This is a genomic window from Pseudomonas sp. 32A, assembly GCF_052682255.1.
Window position 1 is genome coordinate 5266525 of sequence record NZ_JBQYLY010000001.1, and the last position, 22043, is coordinate 5288567.

Annotated in this window: 18 protein-coding genes; 9 read left to right on the forward strand and 9 right to left on the reverse strand. The window is 61.7% G+C overall.

Annotated elements, in window-relative coordinates; all coding sequences use genetic code 11:
* Positions 1 to 6 precede the first annotated feature (6 nt).
* From ACUN0G_RS24195 to ACUN0G_RS24210, 4 genes are all read left to right on the forward strand, one after another.
* Complete coding sequence (locus ACUN0G_RS24195) at positions 7 to 348, forward strand: acyl-CoA dehydrogenase (protein WP_017477002.1); 342 nt, start codon at positions 7 to 9, stop codon at positions 346 to 348.
* Entirely contained in the window at positions 348 to 1739 is a 1392-nt protein-coding gene (locus tag ACUN0G_RS24200) for an LLM class flavin-dependent oxidoreductase (protein WP_445574470.1), read from the forward strand. Before ACUN0G_RS24195 ends, ACUN0G_RS24200 begins: the two co-directional genes overlap by 1 nt.
* A gap of 145 nt (positions 1740 to 1884) precedes the next feature.
* Positions 1885 to 2472, forward strand: coding sequence for an AMP-binding protein (locus ACUN0G_RS24205; protein WP_445574471.1), 588 nt, complete (start codon positions 1885 to 1887; stop codon positions 2470 to 2472).
* 86 nt (positions 2473 to 2558) lie between these two features.
* On the forward strand, positions 2559 to 3977 hold the full coding sequence (locus ACUN0G_RS24210) for an FAD/NAD(P)-binding protein (protein ID WP_445574472.1): 1419 nt from the start codon (positions 2559 to 2561) through the stop codon (positions 3975 to 3977).
* A 103-nt stretch (positions 3978 to 4080) separates the two neighbouring features.
* On the opposite strand, the gene ACUN0G_RS24215 is transcribed toward ACUN0G_RS24210, so the two are convergent.
* The 4 genes from ACUN0G_RS24215 to ACUN0G_RS24230 are packed head-to-tail and all read right to left on the reverse strand — an operon-like array spanning position 4081 to position 8713.
* Positions 4081 to 5346 (reverse strand): efflux RND transporter periplasmic adaptor subunit, encoded by a 1266-nt coding sequence (locus tag ACUN0G_RS24215; RefSeq protein ID WP_421553369.1) that lies wholly within the window; start codon positions 5344 to 5346, stop codon positions 4081 to 4083.
* The gene (locus ACUN0G_RS24220) at positions 5336 to 6817 is read right to left on the reverse strand and encodes a TolC family protein (RefSeq protein ID WP_421553370.1); all 1482 of its coding nucleotides are present in this window, start codon (positions 6815 to 6817) and stop codon (positions 5336 to 5338) included. Before ACUN0G_RS24220 ends, ACUN0G_RS24215 begins: the two co-directional genes overlap by 11 nt.
* Positions 6810 to 8009: an ABC transporter permease gene (locus ACUN0G_RS24225; protein WP_177071028.1), complete on the reverse strand. Its 1200-nt coding sequence runs from the start codon at positions 8007 to 8009 to the stop codon at positions 6810 to 6812. Before ACUN0G_RS24225 ends, ACUN0G_RS24220 begins: the two co-directional genes overlap by 8 nt.
* Positions 8006 to 8713, reverse strand: coding sequence for an ABC transporter ATP-binding protein (locus ACUN0G_RS24230; protein ID WP_445574473.1), 708 nt, complete (start codon positions 8711 to 8713; stop codon positions 8006 to 8008). The genes ACUN0G_RS24225 and ACUN0G_RS24230 overlap by 4 nt, the downstream gene beginning before the upstream one ends.
* Before the next feature lie 362 nt (positions 8714 to 9075).
* Here ACUN0G_RS24230 and ACUN0G_RS24235 point away from each other — a divergent pair, with 362 nt between their 5' ends.
* Entirely contained in the window at positions 9076 to 9828 is a 753-nt protein-coding gene (locus ACUN0G_RS24235; RefSeq protein WP_003211721.1) for a TetR/AcrR family transcriptional regulator, read from the forward strand.
* A gap of 230 nt (positions 9829 to 10058) precedes the next feature.
* Here the strand turns inward: ACUN0G_RS24235 and ACUN0G_RS24240 are convergent, their stop codons facing one another.
* A complete protein-coding gene (locus ACUN0G_RS24240; RefSeq protein WP_445574474.1) occupies positions 10059 to 10904 on the reverse strand; it encodes an alpha/beta fold hydrolase in 846 nt (281 codons plus the stop codon).
* A 106-nt stretch (positions 10905 to 11010) separates the two neighbouring features.
* Here ACUN0G_RS24240 and ACUN0G_RS24245 point away from each other — a divergent pair, with 106 nt between their 5' ends.
* The gene (locus tag ACUN0G_RS24245; RefSeq protein WP_421553372.1) at positions 11011 to 11874 is read left to right on the forward strand and encodes a LysR family transcriptional regulator; all 864 of its coding nucleotides are present in this window, start codon (positions 11011 to 11013) and stop codon (positions 11872 to 11874) included.
* Here the strand turns inward: ACUN0G_RS24245 and ACUN0G_RS24250 are convergent, their stop codons facing one another.
* Entirely contained in the window at positions 11875 to 12936 is a 1062-nt protein-coding gene (locus tag ACUN0G_RS24250; RefSeq protein WP_063028737.1) for an FUSC family protein, read from the reverse strand. It lies immediately after the preceding gene.
* Between the two features lie 154 nt (positions 12937 to 13090).
* Positions 13091 to 14716 (reverse strand): NADP-dependent glyceraldehyde-3-phosphate dehydrogenase, encoded by a 1626-nt coding sequence (locus ACUN0G_RS24255; RefSeq protein WP_102369501.1) that lies wholly within the window; start codon positions 14714 to 14716, stop codon positions 13091 to 13093.
* A gap of 159 nt (positions 14717 to 14875) precedes the next feature.
* Here ACUN0G_RS24255 and ACUN0G_RS24260 point away from each other — a divergent pair, with 159 nt between their 5' ends.
* Positions 14876 to 15736, forward strand: coding sequence for a Dyp-type peroxidase (locus tag ACUN0G_RS24260; RefSeq protein WP_445574475.1), 861 nt, complete (start codon positions 14876 to 14878; stop codon positions 15734 to 15736).
* An 812-nt stretch (positions 15737 to 16548) separates the two neighbouring features.
* Here the strand turns inward: ACUN0G_RS24260 and ACUN0G_RS24265 are convergent.
* Entirely contained in the window at positions 16549 to 16995 is a 447-nt protein-coding gene (locus ACUN0G_RS24265; protein ID WP_445574476.1) for a winged helix-turn-helix domain-containing protein, read from the reverse strand.
* Positions 16996 to 17067: 72 nt separating this feature from the next.
* Positions 17068 to 20286 carry a type III effector HrpK domain-containing protein gene (locus tag ACUN0G_RS24270; RefSeq protein ID WP_445574477.1) on the reverse strand — a complete coding sequence of 1073 codons (3219 nt, stop codon included), beginning with the start codon at positions 20284 to 20286 and terminating at the stop codon, positions 17068 to 17070.
* Positions 20287 to 20849: 563 nt separating this feature from the next.
* Here ACUN0G_RS24270 and ACUN0G_RS24275 point away from each other — a divergent pair.
* Entirely contained in the window at positions 20850 to 21011 is a 162-nt protein-coding gene (locus tag ACUN0G_RS24275) for a hypothetical protein (protein ID WP_003207273.1), read from the forward strand.
* A 115-nt stretch (positions 21012 to 21126) separates the two neighbouring features.
* Complete coding sequence (locus ACUN0G_RS24280; RefSeq protein WP_445574478.1) at positions 21127 to 22020, forward strand: SctD/MshK family protein; 894 nt, start codon at positions 21127 to 21129, stop codon at positions 22018 to 22020.
* Positions 22021 to 22043: the final 23 nt, after the last annotated feature.

A 22043-nucleotide genomic window follows, 5' to 3' on the forward strand; every position in this document is an offset into this window, starting at 1 on the left:
GCATCCATGACCGCACTGAATCAGGCGCGCCAACTGCTGGAAAGCACCCGGCGCTTTGTCGAGAAAAGTGATGACCCCTACGTGATCAGCCGCTTCGGCGATTTGCAGATTCGCGTGGAGGTCGCGGCCGCTTTGTTCGAGCGTGCCGAAACCCACCCCAGCCCGGTTGCCCTCACCGAAGCGCAGATCGCGGCCGCCGAAGCCCTTATTGCCGCCAGCAACGCCGAATTCGAACTCACCGGCCAGCGCACCGCACTGCCACCCACCCTTGATGATCCCTTGCGCTGGAAATACCAGATTGTCGGCAACTACCACCTCAACGGTGTCGCCCCCCGGAGTACTGTTTAATGCCTCGTGAAATCCGCTTGAATGCCTTCGACATGAACTGTGTCGGCCACCAGTCGCCAGGCCTGTGGGCGCACCCGCGTGACTGCTCGTGGCAGTACAAAGACCTGGAGTACTGGACCGATCTGGCGAAAATTCTCGAACGCGGCAAGTTCGACGGCTTGTTCATTGCCGATGTGCTGGGTATCTACGACGTCTACAACGGCAACGGTGACGCGGCGATTCGCCAGGCCACCCAAGTGCCGGTCAACGACCCACTGTCGCTGATCGCCCCCATGGCGCTGGTCACCGAACATCTGGGCTTTGGCCTGACGGCTTCACTGTCCTTCGAACACCCGTATCCGTTCGCCCGGCGCCTTTCCACCCTCGATCACCTGACCAAGGGTCGCGTCGGCTGGAACATCGTGACCTCGTATCTGGAAAGCGGCGCGAAGAACCTCGGCCAGAAAGCCCAGACCGAACACGATGCGCGCTACGACTACGCCGAGGAATACCTGGAGGTTTGCTACAAGCTCTGGGAAGGCAGTTGGGAAGAGGGCGCCGTGTTGCGCGACCGCGAGCGGCGGATCTTCAGTGACCCGAGCAAAATCCACGAGATCCGTCACGTCGGCAAACACTTCCAGGTGCCCGGCATTCACCTGTGCGAGCCTTCGCCACAACGCACGCCGGTGCTTTACCAGGCCGGCGCTTCCAGCCGAGGCAAACAGTTCGCCGCCGAGCAGGCCGAGTGCGTGTTCGTCGCCGCGCCGTCGAAAGTGCTGCTGACGAAAACCGTCGCTGACATCCGCCGGCGTGCGGCTGAGGCGGGCCGTGATCCGAAGAAAATCCTGATCTTCAACCTGCAGACGGTGATCGTTGGCGAAACCGACGCCAAGGCCAAGGCCAAGTTTGAAGAGTACAAATCCTACGTCAGCTACGAAGGCGCGATGGCGCTGATCTCCGGCTGGACCGGTATCGATTTCAGCCAGTTCAAGCCCGATGAACCCCTCAAACATGTGCACACCAACGCCATTCAATCGGCGGTGGAAGCCTTCTCCACCGCCGACCCGAACAAGGTCTGGACCCCGAACGAACTGGCAGACTGGGTCGGCATCGGTGGCTTTGGCCCGTTGTTTGTCGGCGGCCCGGAAACCGTGGCCGATCTGTTGCAGGAATGGGTTGAGGAGACCGATGTGGACGGCTTCAACCTGGCCTATGCATTGACCCACGAGACCTTTATCGACGCGGTCGAGCTGCTGGTGCCGGAGCTGCAGAAGCGTGGCGTGTACAAGACTGAATACGCCCAGGGCACCCTGCGAGAGAAATTGTTTGGAGACGGCGCGCGCTTGGCGGACAACCATCCCGGGGCCAGCTATCGTGACCTTGGTCCCTTGCGCAAGACAAACGTCGCGTAGCAGCTGTCGAGCCTTGGCGAGGCTGCGTCAGCGGCCTGCCTGACACACCGCAAACGCAACCTCGCCAAGGCTCGGCAGCTGCTACGTGAGTCAACCCGGCCAGCGGACCACCGCATGCTTGTTTCACCAATAGGAGCATCACCCTATGAGCGTGCATGAACTCGAACTTCCGCTGGATGTGGAATGGCCCGCCGAACGGGTCACGGTGCTGCCCGAGGCGTTGGCGCAATTGCGCCATTGGGCACAAGTGACCCCGTTGCACAGCGCCCTGCGCCACAAGCGTGACGGCCAGTGGTACGCCTGGCGCTGGATTGATGCGCTGCGAGATGTCGAGCGCCTGGCTGATGGCTTGCGTCAGCAGGGCTTTACCGAACAGTCGCGGCTGGCCCTCAGCGGTGCCTTCGAACCCGGTCTGTTACTGCTGGCCCTGGCCGCCCAGGTGATCGGTGGCCAGATCCTGACCCTGGCGGATGACCTCAAGCCTGCTGCCTTGCAGCAACAGGTGTGGCGCATCCGGCCTACCCATGCGTATGTCCCTGGGTTTCAACCGTTGGCGGTGGTGCAACGGATCGACCCCGTGGACACTTCACAACGGCTCTGCCGCTGGTGGCAGCCTTCCGGCAAGACCGAATTGTGGAGCGAGGAGAGTACCCATTGGCAAGGTGGCCTGGCTACGGTGCTTGAGCAATGGCTGAAGAGCGGCCAAAGCCTGGGCTTTCCACAGTCGAGCTGAACTAGGCGTCCCCTGTCGATGTGCTGGATACTGCACGGGGCGATGTTTACCACAACCATTCAGGCAGACAGTAAGGGCGCAATTTCATGAGTGAAACCGAACGCGGACAGGCGACGAGCGCCATTCGCAACGCCGATGTGCTGATTGTCGGCGGCGGCCTGAGCGGGACGATGCTGGCGGTGCAGTTGCTGCGCTTGCCGGGCAAGCGGCAGATTCTGGTGATCGAGCCGCGCCAGGAACTGGGGCGCGGCGAGGCCTACAGTGCGGTAGAGCTTGGGCACACCTTGAACGGCAACGCCGCCCGCATGAGCGTCGACCCGGACAATGCCGATGACCTGACCCAGTGGCTGACCGCCTACATCGCCGACGGCGGTTGGCCCGAGTCGGATCAACAGCACGTGCCCATCAGCGAACTGTTCCCGCCCCGTGGGATTTTTGGCTTGTACGCGCAACAACGGCTGGCGGAGGCCAAGGCGTTATCGGCGTCGACCGTCGAGCATGTCCGCGCCGAAGTGGTAGACCTTGAGGTGGACGAACATTCCACGCTGTTGACCTTGAGCGACGGCCAGCAACTGCGCGGTACGTTTGCCGTATTAGCCACCGGCATGTTCCCGGCAGCGCGTACACCACAGACCGAATCCAGCGGCTTGAATGCGGCAGCGGTCGACCCGTGGGATGTGCAGGCCATGACCCAACTGGACCCGCAAGCCACGGTGCTGATCATTGGTTCCGGGCTGACCATGGTGGACGCCGTGGTGTCCCTGGAACAGGCCGGTCATCGCGGGCCCATCGAGATTTTTTCGCGCCACGGCCTGCTGCCCCACGTGCGCCGGCAGCCACCGGCCTGGGTCGACTTTCTGGGGGAAGACCACAGCCTGCGCAGTCCTCGGCAATTGCTGCGGGAAGTACACCGCCACTGCAAGCTGGCGCTGGAGCAGGGGATCGACTGGCAAGCGCCGCTGGACACCGTGCGCGCTCATATCGGGCGTTTGTGGAGCCAGGCCAGCGAGGCCGAGAAACGCCAGTTCGTGCGGCATATTCGGCCCTGGTGGGAAAGCCATCACCACCGCTCGCCGCCCTTGAGTGCCGAGTTGGTGGCGCGGTTGCACGGGGAAGGGCGGTTGCGGATTCGGGCAGCTTCGTACAAGGGGCTGGTGCCTTCGGAGGGTGATGTCACCATTCGCCTGCGTCCTCGTGGCGAACAGGCCATCGTTCAGGTGTCGGGGGCTGCGTTGATCAACTCCAGCGGGATTGAATATGACTGGCGGCGCGTGGCCCGGCCGTTGCCCCGGCAGTTGCTCAAGCGTGGGTTGATTCAGCCCGGGCCGCTGGCGTTGGGGATTGCGGCGGATGTGTCGGGGGCGGTGCTGGATGCCAACGGGCAGGTGAGCCCGCGACTGTTTGCCATGGGCCCACCGTTGCGCGGGATGTGGTGGGAAAGTACCGCCGTGACGGATGTGGCGATTCAGGCCAAGGCACTGGCCGCAAGGTTGGCACACCTCTAAATCTAATGTGGGAGCTGGCTTGCCTGCGATAGCAGTGGGTCAGCTGCCTCTTTATCAACTGAGAGATTGCTATCGCAGGCAAGCCAGCTCCTACAGGTCGGGTTCATGGACCGACCTTCACAAACCCCGGCTTCAACCCAAACACCTCCACCCCCTGCGCCGTCGACTGCCCGGTTGTCACGGTCACCCGCTCCACTGGCTTGTCCATCGCGGCCCGATATTCCACCGTCATCACACCGTCCCGGCGACTGATCGCCTGGGCCGGTACGACAATCGCCTGGTCATTGTTGTAGGTCACGATGGTCAACCGCGCACTCATCCCCAACCTTACCCGTTGCAACTGTTGCGGGGTCAGCTTGGGAATCGACAGGGTCACCGGAAATTGCGCGCTGCCCTGGCTGTCGCTGGCAATCGCCAAACCACTGACCACGCTGACCGACCCCGTCAATCGTTCCCCGTCAAACCCGTCGCCCAGCACCTCCACCGCCTGCCCTTGGTGCAACTGGTTGATATCCAGCTCCGAGACCTTGGCGACGATTTTCAGCTTCTCGATATTCGCCAGTCCAAACAGCACCTGACCCTGGCTGACCTTGCTCCCGGCCTGCACCGGCGCGTTAGTGTTCCCGCCGCCCTGGGCCGATGAGTTACTGCCCGGCGCCGGCACTACGATGCCGGAGAACGGTGCCTTGACCTCCTTGCCATCAAGCAAGGTGCGCAGGGCTTCATATTTCACCGTGGCATTGGTCAGTTCCATATCGGCGATCTGTCGGTATTCGCCTTTGCCTTGTTCAATCGCCTGTTGCAGTTCGCTGCGGGCCGCTATCAGGTCCAACTGTTGCTGGGTGGCCTGTTGCTTCAGGTCGTCGAGTTCGTTGCGCGGGATGATGCCGCGCTTGAACAGGTTTTCGCTTTCGGTGAGTTTGCGCTGGGTGTTGCTGGCGGTCATTTCGGCGGTGCGCAAGCCGCGCCGGGCGCGACCGACTTGCTGGCCGCTGTCCCAGTCCTGCATTTCCTGCACGGTGCGCCGGGCCTTGAGCTGGGCGGAGAGGGCGTCGCGCAGTTGCACTTCGAGGGTGGCCGGGTCCATACGCAGCAGCACCTGGCCGGCCTCCACCCGTTGGCCCTGTTCCACCAGGTTGGCCTGCACATTGCCGTCGAACGGCGCGGTGAGGGTGATGGTGGTGTCAGGCTCGATCTTGCCCACCAGGCCGATCTGATGCACCAGCGGGTCGACCTTCACCTCCAGCCATTGTTCGGCGTTGCCGGGTTGATTGGCGGCCGGGCTTTGACGGCTGAGCAGCGTGATGCCGACAGCGGCCACCAGCACAATCAACACGGCACCCAACAGGCGCTTCTGATTAGTAGTCATTGAGGGCGATTTCCCAGCTTTCCAGCGTCATGCCCAGGGTCAAGTCGAGCTGAGTCTGGGCGTTCAAATAGGCAATCAGCGCATTGAGCCGTGAGTTCTCGGCGTTGCGCAGGTCGGTTTCGAAACTCAATACCTGGAAGTTCGTGGAGCGCCCGGCGCTGAGTTTTTCCCGCTCGATTTCGATCTTGCGCCTGGACAGCTCCACCGCCCGCTGGGAAATTTCATACTGGCGCCAGCGGGTGCCCAGGTCGCGCACCACATCGTTGACGCTGCGCTCCAGTTGCTGGCGGGCGTCGGCGATGATGATCTCCTGGTTTTCCACATCGACCCGCGCGTGCACCTCGGCCTGGCGGGTGCTGATATCCCCGATGGGAATCTGCACCTGCACGCCGGCGTAACTGTCCCAGCGCCGGTTGTTCGAAGAGCCGCTGTCGTTGTCGGTGGCGGCCCGAATCTGGTTGGCGCCGGCCACCAGGTCCACCTGCCAGCGACCGGAGTCCTTGGCGATCACCAGGTTGAGGTCGGCCTGCTGGCTGCCGAGCAGGGTGGCGAGGTATTCCGGCTGCTGGTTCTGCGCCAGGATGAAGGCCTGGCGTTTATCGATGTCCATGGGTTTGGCTTCCAGGGCCTCGGTGGCGCGGATCGGCGTCGACAGGTCAAGAGCCAGCAGGCGCAGCAGGGCCAGGCGGCTGGTGTCCAGTTGGTTCTGGGCTTCTTCCACCCCCAGTTGCTGGGTGGCGATATCGGCTTCGGTCTGCACAATCTCGAACTCGGCCATGCGCCCGGCACTGATCAGCGCCTTGTTCACTTCCAGCAGGGTACCGGAGCGCTTGAGGGCATCCTGCACGATGGTCAACTGCTCCTGGGCCCGCAGCAATTCGCGGTAGGTGGCGATGATGTTGCTGATGGTCTGCGCCACGTTGGCCTTGAGGTTCAGGCGGTTGGCCTGCTCCGACAGGCGTGACAGGCGCAGCGGGGCGGTGGTGGCGTCCCAGCCGGCACCGCGCATCAGGGGCTGGATCACTGACAGGTCGAGGCCGTCGCTGCGGTAGCGTCCGGCGCGATCGGCGTTGTTCAGTTGCTGGGTCCAGTTCATGCTCAGGCGCGTGCCGTACTCACCGAGCAAGGTGGCATTGGGCGCCAGGTTGGCGTTGCGGGCGCTGTCGTCGGTGCCCTTGGTGGCGCGGTAGTAGCTGTTCAGGGTCAGCTTGGGGTTGAACGTGTCTTCAGCCACCCGCAGGTCGAATTTCTGCGCCACCCGTTGCAGGTACGCGCTGCGAATCGCCGGGTTGTTGCGCAGGCCCAGGTACACCGCGTCGCCCAGGGTCAGGGTGGTGGACTGGGCATTCAACGACACGCCGCGGTCATAGCCGCTGCGGGTGGTGCTGGGCGCCGACGGGCGAATCACTACGTCGGCGGCCACGCTGTGCAGGCTCACCAGGGCGGTCAACAACAGCAGCCGTTTATTCATCGCGCAGGGCCTCCACCGGCTGCAGACGCGAGGCCGACACGGCCGGATAGATCCCGAAAAACAGCCCCACCAGCAAGGTGCTACCGACCCCGAGCGGCAGCGCGGCAACTGCCAGGGAAAACTGCCAGCCGGACATCCAGGCATATAGATAGGCGGCAGTCATGCCCACGACCGCGCCGCATAACGCGCCGACGGCGGTCAGGGTGACGGCCTCCAGCAGGAACAGGTTGCGAATGTCCCGCTGGCGCGCACCGAGTGCCATGCGGATCCCGATTTCCCGACGCCGCTCCGAGACGTTCATCAGCATCACGTTCATCACCCCCACGCCGCCGCCCACCAGGGAAATCGCGCCCAGGGCCAGCAGCAGGTAAGCGAAGGTACGGCTTTGGCGGGTCATGCCGTCGATCATTTGCTGGGGCACCTGGATGTCGACATCGTGGTCGGTGAGCTGGGTTCGCAACGCCACGGCTGCGTCCCGGGCGACACGCTCCATGTCCTGGCCGGGAGTGGCGCGGATCACCACATTGCCGATTTGCGGGCTGAAGTAGATCCGACGCATGCCCGGGGCGGGGACGAACAGCGATTCGTTGGCCTGTACAGGGATCAGCATGGCCCGGGGCTGGTTTTGAAGAATGCCCACCACCAGGTACAGGTAGTCATTGATGCGCACCCGGTCCCCCAGTTGCAGCGGGTCGCCGGGAGCACTCAAGGCCTGGACGACCTGTTCGCCGACGACCGCGTAGGTTTCTCCCGCGTCGAAGGTCGACAGGAAACGCCCCTCGCGCACCGACAGGCGCATGGCGTCCTTGAGGTCTGGCGTACTGCCGACAAAGCTGCCATTGAAGGTGCGGCCATGGAACACCACCGGACCGCTGAACATCGAAATCGCGCCAATATGGGCGATGCCGGGCACGCTGCGCCGCACCGCCTCCAGGTCCAGGCTGGCCGGCATAGGGGCAATGCTGGCGGCCTTGGGCGGGAACTGTGCCACCAGGGTGTCGGTGCCCATGTCCTTGAAAATCATCGCCGCGTCTTCGGCGGCGTTGTGCCCGATATTGATCAGCGCCACCACCGAGGAACTGCCGATGACGATGCCCAGCAAAGCCAGGATCGAGCGCTTGCCCAGGGTGCGCAGGCTGACAAATGCCTCATGCAGCAATTGGCTCAGGCTTTGTTCGACCCGCAGGCTCATAGGCGCTGGGCCTCTTGCACCACGCCATTGCGCACCAGGATCTGGCGGTTCAGGCGTTCGGCAATGTGCGGGTCATGGGTGACGATGATCAGCGTCACCTGCTGCTCGCGGTTGAGCGCCAGCAACAGGTCCATGATTTCCTGAGCGGTGGTGCTGTCGAGGTTGCCGGTGGGTTCGTCGGCGAGGATCACCGAAGGGTTGCCGACCAACGCGCGGGCGATGGCGACCCGTTGGCGCTGGCCGCCGGAAAGGTCGGCCGGGCGATGGTGGGCGCGCTCGGCCAGGCCCACTTGGTCGAGCATGCGCAGGGCCTGTTCCAGCGAGTCATGGCGGGACACGCCGCGATAGCTCAGGGGCAGGGCGACGTTGTCCAGGGCACTGAGGCGTGGCAGCAGGTTGAAACTCTGAAAGACGAAACCGATCTGCTGATTGCGGATCGCCGCCAGTTGATCGGGGCTGGCGCTGAAAATGTCATGGCCGGCAAAACGGTACTGGCCGCAGTCGGGCAGGTCGAGCAGGCCGAGAATATTGAGCAGGGTGCTTTTGCCGGAGCCGGATGCGCCGAGGATGCCGCAACTGTCACCGGTTTCGATGGCCAGGCATACATCATTGAGAATCGACAGGTGCTGGCCGGCCAGCTGATAGCTTTTGCCGATGCCTTGCAGGGAAATGAAGCCTGAGTGCGCGGGGATATCTGTCATCATGACTACGCCTGCAGCCTCGACAGTACCGTGCTTCCCCCGAAAATTCTTGTAACAAGTTCAGGGGCTACCTGGTACAGTCACGGACTGGTTTTATTTCTTGTTTTTAAAATATTGTTTGAATACTAACCGCGATCCCGCCGTTCCGCCAGCCATGGATATAGAGCGGTTTTACCCCTTGAAACGATTCTTCTACGAGGCATTTCAGGCGCCTGAAAAGTCCATCAGCTACCCTGAATGAGCCCGGCTCTGTTGGGTTTGGATAGTATGGCGCAGTGTCACTACTTGCTTTCAGGCAGCGGCCCCGGTATAAAAAATCAAATTAATTTTTAAAACAATATTTCCGCAGTGGAACCCCACCCCCTATGGTCGCGAAGAAACTCAGCGCTCCAAACGTTACCAAGACTCGATTGCTGGATGCGACAGAGGCTCTTTTCATCAAATACGGCTATGACGCTGTTTTGTTGCGTCAGATTACCGAGAGGGCCCAGGTCAATCTCGCTGCGGTGAATTACCACTTCGGGGACAAGGATTCCCTGATGAAGACCCTGCTGATGCAGCGCCTGGAGCCGCTCAACGAGCAGCGCCTGGAATTGCTGGCAAGGTGCGAGGCCGAATCCGATGGCCCGCTGGACTGCGACACCTTGCTGGGTGTGCTGTTCGCCCCGGCCATGGGCCTGGAGCGCAGCGATCCGGCCAGTGGGGAAGGGCGTTCGTTCATTCGTTTCCTGGGGCGGGTATACAGCGACACTTCGCCGTTTATCCAGGAATACCTCAAGGTGCATTACCAGCCGGTGTTCCAACGCTTTTTTGAAGCGTTCGCCCTGGCATTGCCGGACCTGCCGCGCAACGAACTGGGGGTGCGCTTGCAATTTGCCCTCAAGGCAATCTCCGGGGTGATGGCCGGTACCGAGCTGCGCTTGCTGATGAACTCCATGAGCCTGGGACGCCCGGCTACGGATGCCGAGGTCATGGCCAAGCTGATTACCCTGGTGTCGGCAGCGATTCGTGTGCCGCAGCAAAGCCCTGAAGCCGAAACGGCCCTGGCGCGGGTGCTCGATACCCAGCGCGCGATACGTGAACAAGCGGCGTCGCCTGTTAACAAGGTTGCTCGCTGACCCCTCAAGACCGGCTCGCAATGAGCCGGTTTGCTTCGGCTCCTCTCTCCAGAAACCGTGTAGACACTCAAATCCCGGGCAAAAAAAACCCGCTGGGGCGGCGGGTTTTTAACTACAGCGTTTGTAACGGATGAGGCTTCACACTACGTTCCCGGATGTGAATAAAACGTGAAAAATATGTAAGAGAAAGTGTGAAGTCTATTGGCTTGTGTATACCCGACAAATGGCGGTCAGCGCTGACCGTGAACCCGGCCAATAAAGTCCAAAAGGTACTCACTCACCCGCTCCGGCGCATCCTCCATCAGAAAATGCCCGGCGTTTTCCACCACCTGCAGCACTGCTCCACGAATGTCGTTTTGAAGGCGATGTGCATACGCCAGGGGCTGCCATTCATCTTCAGCGCCCCACAAAATCTGCACCGGCAAATCCATGCCCGGCAGGCGCTCCGCAAAATCGGCGGTATACCGCGAGTCGTAATGCGCCACCTGATGCTGGTAGAACGCCGGCTGACCGATCACGCCACTGATCGGCGCCAGGTATTCCTCCAGCAGAGCGCCTTGCATCACGCTCTTGTCGAACACGGCCATGGCCAGTTGTCGGATCATCAACGCCCGGTGTTCATCCGGCGCCATGCGCGCATGTTCGGCAAATCGCTGATGAATCCCGCGCCAGGTGGGCGATGGCCACGAGTCATAGCTGGGGGCGTCGGCAATCGTCAATGAGTGCACCCGCTGCGGATGGTCAAGGGCAAACAGCAGCGCGTTGACGCCGCCGATGTCATGCCCCACCAGGTGCACCCGCTCAAGCCCCCAGTGGTCCAGCAGATCGCCGATCAAGCGGCTTTGTGCGGCCACCGAAGTATCGGCCTGGAGTGGGCGCTCCGAAGCGCCAAAACCCAACAGGTCGAACAAATGGACCTGCATTCCGGCGGCAGTCAGGCGCGGGACCACATTACGCCAGATGATGGAATGGGCGGGCGTGCCGTGCAGCAAGAGCACCGGCAGCCCCTCACCATGGCGGCCAGTGGCGATGCGCCAACCGTTGATCAGTGCGGTTTCGTTAAGCAGGGCAGTCATGACAGATCCTCGCGGTGAATGAAGGCTTTACCCTAAAGCCCGGCTGGTCATGACACCAATGACAACTTACTCTCTACCTATCCTGTTTTTGTCATAGGTGTTGATCATGAATCAGCGACTGCCCATCGATGTGCTGCGTGCCCTGCAAACCGTGGTTGAAACCGGCAGTGTCACCCGTGCGGCCGAGCGCCTGAACCTCAGCCAGTCGGCGGTCAGCTGGAAGATCAAGCGCCTGGAGAAACAACTCGAACGTCCATTGATCCAGCGCGAGGGGCAGCGCCTGGTGGCCAGCGATGACGGCGCGCAGTTGCTGGTCCACGCCCGGCGCATCATCGAGGCCCACGACGCGGCGTTGGCGCATTTCAATCCGGTGCAGTTGCAAGGCTCTATCCGCCTGGGCGCCACCGAACAGGTGCCGATGGCCGAGCTGTCGAACTTGCTCGGCCAGTTTTCCCGGCAACACCGCCAGTTGGATGTACGGATCGTGGTGGAACAGAGCCACGTGCTTCGTCAGGCCCTGGTGGACCGCGAGCTGGACCTGGCGCTGCACCAGGATTTCATCCCGCGTATCGAAGCGCGGGACCAGGTGCTGTGGACCGAACAGGTGCACTGGTGCGCCCGGCCCGGCTGGCAGGCAGCGCCTGACGAAAGCGTGCGGCTGATCACCTTCGGCCCCGGCTGTTTTTACCGGCAACTGGCCCAGGAACGCCTGAGCGCCTTGGGCATTCGCTGGCAGGTGGTGGTGGAGTGTGGGTCGGTGGAGGGTGTGGTATCGGCCATCGCCGCCGGGTTGGGTATCGGCCTGCTCAGCAGTGACCATCTCGACAAGCGCGTGGAGGTGTATCGCCCCTTCGACCAACGGATGCCGCTGCCCGAAGTGGCGAATGTGTTGCGCTTTGCCGAGGACAGCCCCGAGCCCCGGTTACAGGCGTTGCAGCAACTGTTGGTACAGGCGCTGCACCGGGGCTGATCAGATTTTCCAGTGGCTGGCGCTCTTGGCCAGGCGCTGGCGCATGCCATCAATGTTTGCCGCCAGTTGCAGGGTCAGTAACCGGTAGCCATCCAGAGCGTTGACCACCGGCACTTCAAAGGTCTGCTCGTGGGTTGGCGTGTTGCTCGGCCGTTCCAGCCGGTCGGTGGCCCCGGATTGCAGTGCCCGCGCCATCCCGATCAACTGCACCCGGATCTGCCGATGCTCGGCCTTCAATGCCACCTGCATACGCGCCAGGGCTTCCTTGTCCCGCGGGTCGGGCCGGGTGTTGCCGAGGATCTCCAGGGTGCTGATGCACATCCGCAAATGCCGTTGCAGGGTGTCCAGCTCAGTCATGGAAATCCGCACTTCCTTGGACACCGACGGCATCAATGAGCGCAGTTGCAGCATTGCCGCATTCAACCGGTTGAGCAGTTTCAGATGCTCATCGTCAGTGACCGACTGGCCGCTGATGATCCGGCTATAAATCGCCGCGCAATCGCGCAAGGCACTGGCCAGGTTGTAGCGCCAGGAATACACCGCATACAGCGGCAGGGCGAAGGAAAACGCCAGGGCCAGGACGATGCCGATCAGAATATCGACGGTGCGCCACAGCCCGTCCGATATTGGATTATCGCCATGGCCCGCGACGATAAATACGGTGATGGCCGACAGCAACGCGATGTATCCGCCCTTGCCGATGGCGTGATAGGAAAAGAACCCGCACACCACCGACATCAGCAAATAGGTCAACAACGGCTGCCCCAGATACGCCTGTTGCAGCACCAGCAACAAACCGACGCTGGCGCCGATCAACGTGCCGTAGGCGCGCTCGACGGCTTTCTTGCCGATATTGCCGTGATGCTGCAAACCGCCGATCACGATCAACATCGTCACCGAGGCCCACTCACCGTGGGGCAGGTTGATGCCGGTGGTCAGCAGGATCGTGGCCAGCAACCCAATGGAAACCCGTACCGCGTGGATCAATTTGGCGTGACGGTAGCGCCGATACGGGTCCAGCAACGGACGCAGCAAGCGGCGGGCGAAGAGAGGGAGATTCATTGGTATCAGGGTAACCTCGTTGTTCAGGCTTCACTCAGTTCCAATGTGGGAGCGGGCTTGCTCGCGAAGGCGGCGTGTCAGTCAATACATCCGGCGACTGAACCACCGCTTTCGCGAGCAAGCCCGCTCCCACATTTTTAGATCGGTGTCGGGCTCAGAAAATATAGTCAGTGGTCAGGAAGCTCGACGTGCGCTCCTGCAGGATATCGCTGACCAGTTCCTTGTTGCTCGCCTGGAACTTGGTCGCCACCAGGGTACGGATCGAAAACACCCGCAGCGCATCATGCACCGACAGCGTGCCCTCGGCCGAGTTCTTGCGCCCGTTGAACGGGAAACTGTCCGGTCCGCGCTGGCATTGGGCATTGATATTGATCCGGCCCACCTGGTTGGCGAACGCGTCCACCAGGCGCCCGACTTCCCTCGGGCTGGTGCCGAAGATACTCAGTTGCTGGCCGAAGTCCGACTCCAGCACATAGTCGATCACCGTCTCCAGGTCGCGGTAAGGCACGATCGGCACCACCGGGCCAAACTGCTCCTCGTGGTACACGCGCATCTGCGGGTTCACCGGGTACAGCACCGCCGGGTAGAAAAACGAACCACGGCTGGCGCCGCCATTTTCGTTCACCACCTTGGCGCCATGGGCCAGTGCGTCGGTGACCAGGCCGCCGAGGTAATCGACCTTGCCCTGCTCGGGCAATGGCGTCAGCGACACACCGTCTTCCCACGGCATGCCAGGCTTGAGGGTCGCCAGCTTGCGGTTGAATTTCTCGATAAAGCTGTCGACCACGTCTTCATGCACAAACAGGATCTTCAACGCGGTGCAACGCTGGCCGTTGAACGAGAGCGAACCGGTGACGGCTTCGTTGACCGCATTGTCCAGGTCGACCTGCGGCAGCACGATCCCGGGGTTCTTCGCATCCAGGCCCAGCGCCGCGCGTAGGCGGTGGGGTTTCGGGTGCAGTTTCTTCAAGTCACTGGCGGCCTTGTTGGTGCCGATAAACGCAAAGATATCGATCTTGCCGCTGGCCATCAGCGCGCTGACGGTCTCGCGGCCGCTGCCGTAGATCACGTTGATCACGCCGGCCGGGAAGCTGTCGCGGAACGCCTCCAGCAATGGACGGATCAGCAGCACGCCAAGCTTGGCCGGCTTGAACACCACGGTATTGCCCATGATCAGCGCCGGGATCAGCGTGGTGAAGGTCTCATTCAGCGGGTAGTTGTAGGGGCCCATGCACAGCGCCACGCCCAGCGGTACACGACGGATTTGCCCGAGGGTGTCCTGTTCCAGCTCGAAGCGGCTGGAGCGGCGGTCGAGTTCCTTGAGGGCATTGATGGTGTCGGTGATGTAGTCGCAGGTGCGGTCGAACTCTTTCTGCGAGTCCTTGAGGTTCTTGCCGATCTCCCACATCAGCAACTTGACCACCGCGTCCCGCTGTTCACGCATGCGCCGCAAAAACGCTTCGACGTGCTGGATGCGATCCACCACACGCATCGTCGGCCATGCGCCCTGGCCACGGTCGTAGGCGGCCACGGCAGCGTCGAGGGCGGTCAAGGCGGTATCGGCGTCCAGCAGCGGGGTGCTGCCGATGATCACCGGCGTGTCACCGTCGGTGCCGCGCAATTGCACCGGGCTGCGCACTTCGGCCAAGGGGCCGTTCCACACATGCAACTGGCCGCCGACCAGGTAATCGCGTTGTTCAATGGGCGCCGCGAGCCGGAATTGCTCGGGAATCTCGGCGGCGGTGGGAAACAGCTGGGCGAGCAGGTTGTCGGTGGTCATGTCGCTACCCCTGGAATGGTTGCAAAACGTGACTAGAGATTCACCCATCAACGCCCCGTGTGGCAAGGGCTAGACGCATTAACCCGCGAACCTGGGAAAACCTTGAGCACAACCGTGAGCTCGCCGGGTAAACTGCGCGGCTTTCTTGAAGGAGTTCACATGAGTCAGTACCAGCCGGGCATTCTTGCCGCACCGGTGCCGTTGCAGGCACGCCATCTGTTTTTTGCCATTGAGTCGCTGGATGCCGTGCCTGCCGCACTGGATGCGCTGGTGCAGTGGGTGGACGCCAGTGCGGTGGTCGGTTTTGGTGAGCCGCTGGTCAATGCCCTTGGTGCCCGGATTGACGGGTTGCGGGCGTTCCCTCATGTGAGCGGGCCGGGGGCGGAGAATCCTTCGACCCAGCAGGCGCTGTGGGTCTGGTTGCACGGTGTGGATCGCGGTGAGTTGCTGTTGCGCAGCCGGGCGTTCGAGAAGGCCCTGGCGCCGGGGTTTGGTCTGGTGCAGATGACCGAGGGGTTTCGCTACAAGACCGGGTTTGACCTGACTGATTATGAGGATGGTACTGAGAATCCGCATGATGATGCGGCGGTGGATGCGGCGGTGGCGCAGGGTGGTGCGAGCTTTGCGGCGATCCAGCAGTGGCAGCATGATCTGGATGGGTTTGCGGCGTTGCCGGCAGTGGAGCGGGATCACATTATTGGTCGGCGTCATGGTGATAACGAGGAGCTGGAGGACGCGCCGGAGTCGGCGCACACCAAGCGTACGGCCCAGGAGAGTTTTACCCCGGAGGCGTTTGTGGTGCGGCGGTCGATGCCATGGGCCGAGAATGGTCAGGCGGGGTTGATGTTCCTGGCGTTTGGGCATTCGTTTGATGCGTTTGAAGCGCAACTGCGGCGGATGAGTGGGCTTGAGGATGGGATTGTTGATGGGTTGTATCGCATTAGTAAGCCGTTGACTGGGGGGTATTACTGGTGTCCGCCGGTGCGTGATGGGCGGGTGGATTTGAGCTTGGTGCGCTGAGGGTTTTGTTTTGGGGACATATCCGTTATTTAGGTAACGGCCGCCTATGGTTTCGCTCTTACAGCGAGTCACTTTGCAAAAGCGGCAAAGTAACCAAAACGCTCTGCCCCGCCTGTCGGCACCTCGCCTAGGCTCGGTGTTCCCTCACTCCGGCATTGCTCCGCGGGCCGCCGCGACGGGCCATCCATGGCCCGGCGCGGCTAAACCGGCGTCCTGCCGGTTTACCCGCTCCGCACTACCTGCGTTCGGCCTCGGGCTTATTGGGGCAGTCAGATCAAGATCAACAGCAAAAGCACAGCGGCCTCCCGGCCGGCTTGAGTGTTAAAAGCAAAAGCAAAGACCAGAGCGAAAACAAATCTGCTTTTCTGTGGGAGCGGGCTTGCTCGCGAAAAACCTGAGAGCGCCGCGTTCATCCAGAATGCCCGCGTCATCGTTAACGACCTTCGCGAGCAAGCCCGCTCCCACATTTGGACCGTGCCCGCTTTAGCTTTTGATTTGGCTTTTGCTTCACCACACTCAAGCCGGCCGGTAGGCCGCTGTGCTTTTGCTTTTGCTTTTGATCTTGATCTTGATCTTGATCTTAGGCGCCCCGTTAAACCACGCTGGCCGAACGCAGGCTTTGGAGCGTGGGTAACCTGGCAGGACGCCAGGTTAGCCGTCCTGGGCCAGGGATGGCCCATGACGGCGGCCCACGGTCCAAAGCCGGAGTGAGGGCACTCCGAGCCTAAGCGAGGAGCCGAGTGGTGGGGCAAGAGCGTTTTGCTTACTTTTGCGCTCTTCAAAAGTGAGCCGCTGTAAGAGCGGAACCCATTTCAGCCGTTACCCAAATAATGGATATGCCCCCGATCCAAATCCCCCCCCAAACAACGCCGACAACTATAAACCCCCAACACCACCGGCTTTTTCCGAGCCCCACGCTCAACCCTGGTCGGCGCAACAAACCGATACCCCTGGCCCATCGCGGTCGCGATATAGACCGCCTCATCATCCCCCAACGCCCGACGGATCGCCTTGATCTGCGCCCGCAGGTTGCACTCTTCCACCACCAACCGTGGCCAGGCGATGTCCAGCAATTGGGTCTTCTCCAACAGCTCACCAGGCCGCGAAGCGAGGGCAATCAGCAACGTCAGGGCTCGACTCCCCAAACTCACCGGCTCACCGTTTTTCAGCAGCAGATGACGCCTGGGCAGCAGTCGATAAGGCCCAAAGTGAATTTCAAAAGCGCTGTCTTCAAGAGGGCTGCGTTGTGAATACGTCATGTGATTAACCTTTGTGCATGTTCAAAAACACAACCCCGCACGGCTCCCTTCGCGCAAGGCTGCAAGGGAAGGTCAGGTGTTGATCGCCGGGATTGGATCTTCCGGATAATCACCCGGCTCCGTAGGCCCGCCAGTCAAACCATATTGTTTGAGCACCGGCACAAGCTCGCCGTAGAACGCGTCCTGCGCCTTGCCATGAGCATCGGCCAGGGCGAAGGGCAGAAAGGCGCTGCCGATCCCGCCAAGAATCGCCGTAGCCCCACCAAGGATGCCGCTGATAGTCCCGGCCAGCGCGCCGATTTCCGTCGCGCCGTATAACCCGGCCCCGGCTTCCACCAGCCCGGCCACCGCCGCACCCGTGCCCAGCACACCGGTGGCAACCGAGAAGCTGCCACCCAGGTAATCACCTTTTTTCAACGAGTCGACACCGCCAATCACCCCGATGACACCGCCGATAATCCCGCCCGCCGAGCCGATAATCTTGCCGGCCGCACCGAGGTTGGCAATTTGCTGCGGACTCAGCGGGCCCTTGCCCACCGGCACCTTGCCGGGGAAGTCACCGATGGTGCCGCCATCCGGGCGGTTGACCCAGGTGATGCCGTAACCCGCTTCCTTGGCGTATTTGGTACCACCCTCCATCAACAGCCCGGCAAATTGCAGCCCGGCGGAAACCCGGTTCGCATCCGCCACCGGCGTGTTGCTGCCGCTGGCCGAACGGGCCATCAGTACGCCGCTCATCAACACCGCGCTGCCGATGTGCAGCAGGCCTTGTTTGAACGCCGGGCTGACGTCGCCGAACTTCATGCCTTCGATGGCCTTGGGCAGTGCGTCGGCAATCTTGTCGCCCTGACGCCCGATGTCCCACACCGAACGCAGCATCGACACCACTTGCGCCGGGTCGATCTTGCCGCCGTCCGAGGTGACAAACATCTCTGGATCTTTTTGCTGGGCGTCGTTGATCGCCGCAGTGACTTTGGCTTCGTCGAAGTTGCCCTTGCCGTCCCCCAGGGTGATGTTCAGGGTGTCGGTGGTGGCGCCGCCGAGCAGGGCGTCGCCAAGCGCTTCGTTGAAATTCACCTGCAAGGTGGCGGCGTCATCCGCCGAGGCTTTGTCGCCGAGGAAGGCCTGGGCCGAGGCGGTGCTGGCGGCGAAGCTGCTGGCGGCCACGGTCGGATCCATGCCGCCGGCCACCGTGTCGGTAAAGGCCTTGCCGGTCACCAGTTGGTTTTTGTAGTACTGCTGAATGTTGTCACTTTGCCCGGCCTTGTCGGCGATGCCGGTCAGGTCCACATGGCCGTTGCCCCCCAGCGCCAGGTTGGCGATGGTCGTATCGTTGGCCGCGTTTTGCAGGCCTATGCCCATGTCGATCTGCTTGCCGTTCTGGTCCTTGGCGTTGAGGTTGTCGTTGAGGTTTTTGCCGGTCTCGATGTCGTCGGTGTAGTAGTTCTGCATCGCGACTTTCATCGTCGGGTTGCTGTCGACGATATCAGCCAGTGCCGGGCCGCGATTGTTTTGCAGGAAGCCTTGCACATCCGGGTCGGCCGAGAGGGTTTCGATGCCGCTTTGCAGCTGCGCCTTGATCTTGTCTTCGTTGGGGTTGAGGCCGTAGTGGGGCGAGGTGTACTTGTCCATCAGCCCGGCGTGGGGCACGTAGTCGCTCACCAGCAGGCGGGTTTGCGCGTCGGTGAGTTGCACCAGCACTGCGGCTTTCTGTTCGCCGCTGTAGTTCTGCGGGTTGGCCAGGATGTCGGCGGTCAGGCCCGAGGTGTCGACGCCGGCGACGGCATCACGGGTGGCGGCGCCGTCGAGGAAAGTCAGGGTGTCGCTGTCGGTTTTCGGTGCCTGTTTTTCCAGCCAGGCGCCGATGTTGTCGCGGGTGCCGATGCCGTCCGACTTGCCGGTGGCCGGGTTGTCGCCACCGGTTTCCAGGGCATGGAACATCCCGGGTCTGGACCACATGGCCGCCGCGCCGGTCAGCTCGGTGCTCAAGGCTGAATCGCTGCCCAAGGCTTGCAGGTTGTCGGTGCGCAGCATGCCGTCGTTGCTGCGCTGGTTGGCGTCACCGGGGCGCATCGCTGAACCGGCGCCGGCGGCCAGGCTCTCGTTGGCCATCAGGATTGCCGCCGACTTGGCATTGGCCTTGGCCAGGTCACCGGGGTGGCTGCCGAGGAAGCTGCCATAGGATTTCGACGCAGCGCCGAGGTCCTTGCCGGCGTTGTCGATGAAATGGTCGACGTCCGAATGGGTGATCACGTTGTCGGCCTTGCCACGCCCGCCGGTGTCCAGCGCGGCCATCAGGCTCGGGCTGCTGGCGACGTACTTGAGCACGGCCTGCGCCTCGGGCGGCAGGGTCGTGGGCGGGTTGGCGAAATCGATGGGTGCGCCGTGCAGGCCCCAGGCATCCCAATTTTGCGAGAGCAATTGTGCGGCCGCCTTGGGCCGGTTCAGGTCGAGTTCTTCCTTGGTCGGCGTGCCGCTGGTGTTGCCGGTGATGGTGTCCCAGTCCTTGGCGCCGGATACGCCGAACGACGAGGTGTCGATCCAGGACGTGTCCGAGGTCCCCGCGGCGTCGGTGCTGCCGGCATACAGTTTGGCTACCTGGTCGTACAGCGCGGGAGTGATGTCCTGGGACACGATCACTTTGTCGCCCGAAGCCGTGGTATAGCGAATCAGACCCGGGCCGACTTCTTCGGGTGGGCCGATATTCGCGGCGGGGTCCATGGTTTCGGTGGGGCCGGCCAGGCGATAGCCCTCGGCCTGGCTGGCGTTGATCGCGAACAGCTTGGCCGAATCGCCGCTGACCTGGGCGAACAGCGCGGGTGTTTCCTTCTGGCTGACCACGATTTTGTCGCCGGCACTGGTCTCGTAGCGGATCAGCCCCGGGCCCAATTCCGTGGTACTGCCGATCGTCTTGTAGTTGCCCAAGCCGGGCGCCACGGTGCTGGCGTCGGCCTCCTTGTAGCCGGCGCTTTTGCTGTCAGCCAGGTTCTTCTCAAGGGTCGCATCGCTTTGCTGTGCGTTGTACTGGTTGACCAATTGCTCAAACAGCCTGGGGTTGTCGATCTGCTTGAGGGTCACCGGTTTGTCGCTGCCCAGCGGGGTGTAAGTGATGCTGTTGTTCACCGGTGCCTGAACGTTCTGGTACGGCAGCGGGATGGACGGGCCGCGGATTTTCGAGGGGTCGAATACGGGCCGGTCGACCGCCGTGAACAGGGCTTTTTCAAATGTGCTCCGGGAGCCATCCGGGCCCTTGTTATCGGCAGGATCAAGGCCATTCGGGATCGCAGTCATAGATCACCTGGAAGTTGTCTTATATCAATCGATATTTAGTGCAAGTGCACTAACTGGGGCGGGCGAAAGTTGCGAAGTGTTATTGAGCACGCCCGCGCCGAGCTATCAAACGCGATGATCAAGTCGCTTTTGTTACAAATGGCAATATCTGCAAAGTTGGGCAATTGGCTATTAGTTAAAAGTGTGAAGTTGTTTGCGTTATTTTCAAAAATCGTTGGGTAGTCAACGTTTTTGCGCAGGCGTTATTGGCCTCTACATTGTTCAAAACCGTTCATCTTTAAGCGAAAGACCCCGTAATCATTGGGTTTCGTCATGTATTGGATTTTCAACAAAAGTTCCACGCCTGCCTGGGGATGAGATTTTCTCAACGGCAGGTTGAGCCGGATTTTTCACAGCCCCCATTCTGAACGTTTCACAAGCTTTCACAGCGAAGGCGTTTTATTCGTGAGTAGTATGGTTCCCATGCAAACCGACAGCTGCATTGCCAACTCACTGTCTGACGCGGGGAGTTCGGTTCGGTTTGCATGCTGCTTAACTTCCCTATCGATGCAAGGAGATTGAACATGGCTACTACTCCACCAGTAAGTGCAGGCGGCGCCGACGACGCTATCGCGAAGATGGAAGCAACTTTCAACATGGCCATCGAGAAGTCGGCCAAGATCACCGAGATCAGCACCGCGAAAAAAGCAGAGCTCGACGCCACCAAACAGCGTCCGCAGAACTGATTCGCCATACGGGCGGCGCCGGCGCTGCCCGTATACCTGCCTGACCCCGTTGCACCGTTGTTGATCGGCACAGGTGTGGTTGCTGCCTGTGATTCTCAAGGGGGCAAACCCAACCATGACAGCCTTGATTTCCCTGGGCCTGCCCGCCGCGAACGGCGCGCCGACCCTGCTCGTGACCCACGGTTTGCACCAGGGCAGTTCCCTGATGCTCGACCAGCCGGTCTACACCCTTGGCGCTGCCCTGGCAGCCGACCTTCAGCTCAGCGATCCCGGAATCGCCGAACTGCACCTGCGCCTGCGTTTTGAAGGTGCACAGGTGGCCGTCGAAGCCCTTGGCGGTGATGTCCTGATCACTGGCACTGCCGGTGATATCCGTATTCCCCAAGGCAGCGGCCATCGCGCGCGGCTGCCGCTGCAACTGCGCATCGGCACGGCGGGTGTGAGCCTGGTGCTGCCGGGCAGCCCTGAAAAAACGCCGGTAGCCACACGCACCTTCACCCCGTGGATCATCGCCAGCGCCTTGCTGTTCGTGTGCGCAGGTGCCTTGGCCTTTCGCAACGATCCACCGCAAGCACAGGCCGTACTGCCGGTTGCCGAAAAAACCGCAGCCAAGCCTTCCCGAGCCGAGGCCAAGGCCTGGTTTGAAGGGCAATTGCAAGCCGCCCACCTGGACGCGGTGAAGGTCAACGACATCGACGGCCAGCTCAACGCCGTCGGCTCCTTCGAGCGTGCACAAAAGCCCCAGTGGATCGCCTTGCAGCAAGCCTTCGACCAGCGCTATGGCCAGCAGATCGTACTCAATCCGCAGGTCGCGGTGCGTGCGGATGCGGCCCGGCCCCGGGTGCGTTTTCAAGCCGTGTGGTTCGGCACCCACCCCTATGTGATCAACGACAGCGGCAAGCGCCTGTACCCCGGCGCGGCCCTGGCCGACAACTGGGTACTGGAACGCATCGAGAACAATCAGGTGATCCTCGCCCGTGGCGAAGAACGCTTCACCTTCACCCTATGACGCTGCTTTTTTCAGCTAAGGCC

Excerpts from the sequence above, each read along its gene's own strand:
- ACUN0G_RS24195 (WP_017477002.1), top strand. The coding sequence starts at position 7 with ATGACCGCACTGAATCAGGCGCGCCAACTGCTGGAAAGCACCCGGCGC.
- ACUN0G_RS24200 (WP_445574470.1), top strand. The coding sequence starts at position 348 with ATGCCTCGTGAAATCCGCTTGAATGCCTTCGACATGAACTGTGTCGGC.
- ACUN0G_RS24205 (WP_445574471.1), top strand. The coding sequence starts at position 1,885 with ATGAGCGTGCATGAACTCGAACTTCCGCTGGATGTGGAATGGCCCGCC.
- ACUN0G_RS24210 (WP_445574472.1), top strand. The coding sequence starts at position 2,559 with ATGAGTGAAACCGAACGCGGACAGGCGACGAGCGCCATTCGCAACGCC.
- ACUN0G_RS24215 (WP_421553369.1), bottom strand. The coding sequence starts at position 5,346 with ATGACTACTAATCAGAAGCGCCTGTTGGGTGCCGTGTTGATTGTGCTG.
- ACUN0G_RS24220 (WP_421553370.1), bottom strand. The coding sequence starts at position 6,817 with ATGAATAAACGGCTGCTGTTGTTGACCGCCCTGGTGAGCCTGCACAGC.
- ACUN0G_RS24225 (WP_177071028.1), bottom strand. The coding sequence starts at position 8,009 with ATGAGCCTGCGGGTCGAACAAAGCCTGAGCCAATTGCTGCATGAGGCA.
- ACUN0G_RS24230 (WP_445574473.1), bottom strand. The coding sequence starts at position 8,713 with ATGATGACAGATATCCCCGCGCACTCAGGCTTCATTTCCCTGCAAGGC.
- ACUN0G_RS24235 (WP_003211721.1), top strand. The coding sequence starts at position 9,076 with ATGGTCGCGAAGAAACTCAGCGCTCCAAACGTTACCAAGACTCGATTG.
- ACUN0G_RS24240 (WP_445574474.1), bottom strand. The coding sequence starts at position 10,904 with ATGACTGCCCTGCTTAACGAAACCGCACTGATCAACGGTTGGCGCATC.
- ACUN0G_RS24245 (WP_421553372.1), top strand. The coding sequence starts at position 11,011 with ATGAATCAGCGACTGCCCATCGATGTGCTGCGTGCCCTGCAAACCGTG.
- ACUN0G_RS24250 (WP_063028737.1), bottom strand. The coding sequence starts at position 12,936 with ATGAATCTCCCTCTCTTCGCCCGCCGCTTGCTGCGTCCGTTGCTGGAC.
- ACUN0G_RS24255 (WP_102369501.1), bottom strand. The coding sequence starts at position 14,716 with ATGACCACCGACAACCTGCTCGCCCAGCTGTTTCCCACCGCCGCCGAG.
- ACUN0G_RS24260 (WP_445574475.1), top strand. The coding sequence starts at position 14,876 with ATGAGTCAGTACCAGCCGGGCATTCTTGCCGCACCGGTGCCGTTGCAG.
- ACUN0G_RS24265 (WP_445574476.1), bottom strand. The coding sequence starts at position 16,995 with ATGACGTATTCACAACGCAGCCCTCTTGAAGACAGCGCTTTTGAAATT.
- ACUN0G_RS24270 (WP_445574477.1), bottom strand. The coding sequence starts at position 20,286 with ATGACTGCGATCCCGAATGGCCTTGATCCTGCCGATAACAAGGGCCCG.
- ACUN0G_RS24275 (WP_003207273.1), top strand. The coding sequence starts at position 20,850 with ATGGCTACTACTCCACCAGTAAGTGCAGGCGGCGCCGACGACGCTATC.
- ACUN0G_RS24280 (WP_445574478.1), top strand. The coding sequence starts at position 21,127 with ATGACAGCCTTGATTTCCCTGGGCCTGCCCGCCGCGAACGGCGCGCCG.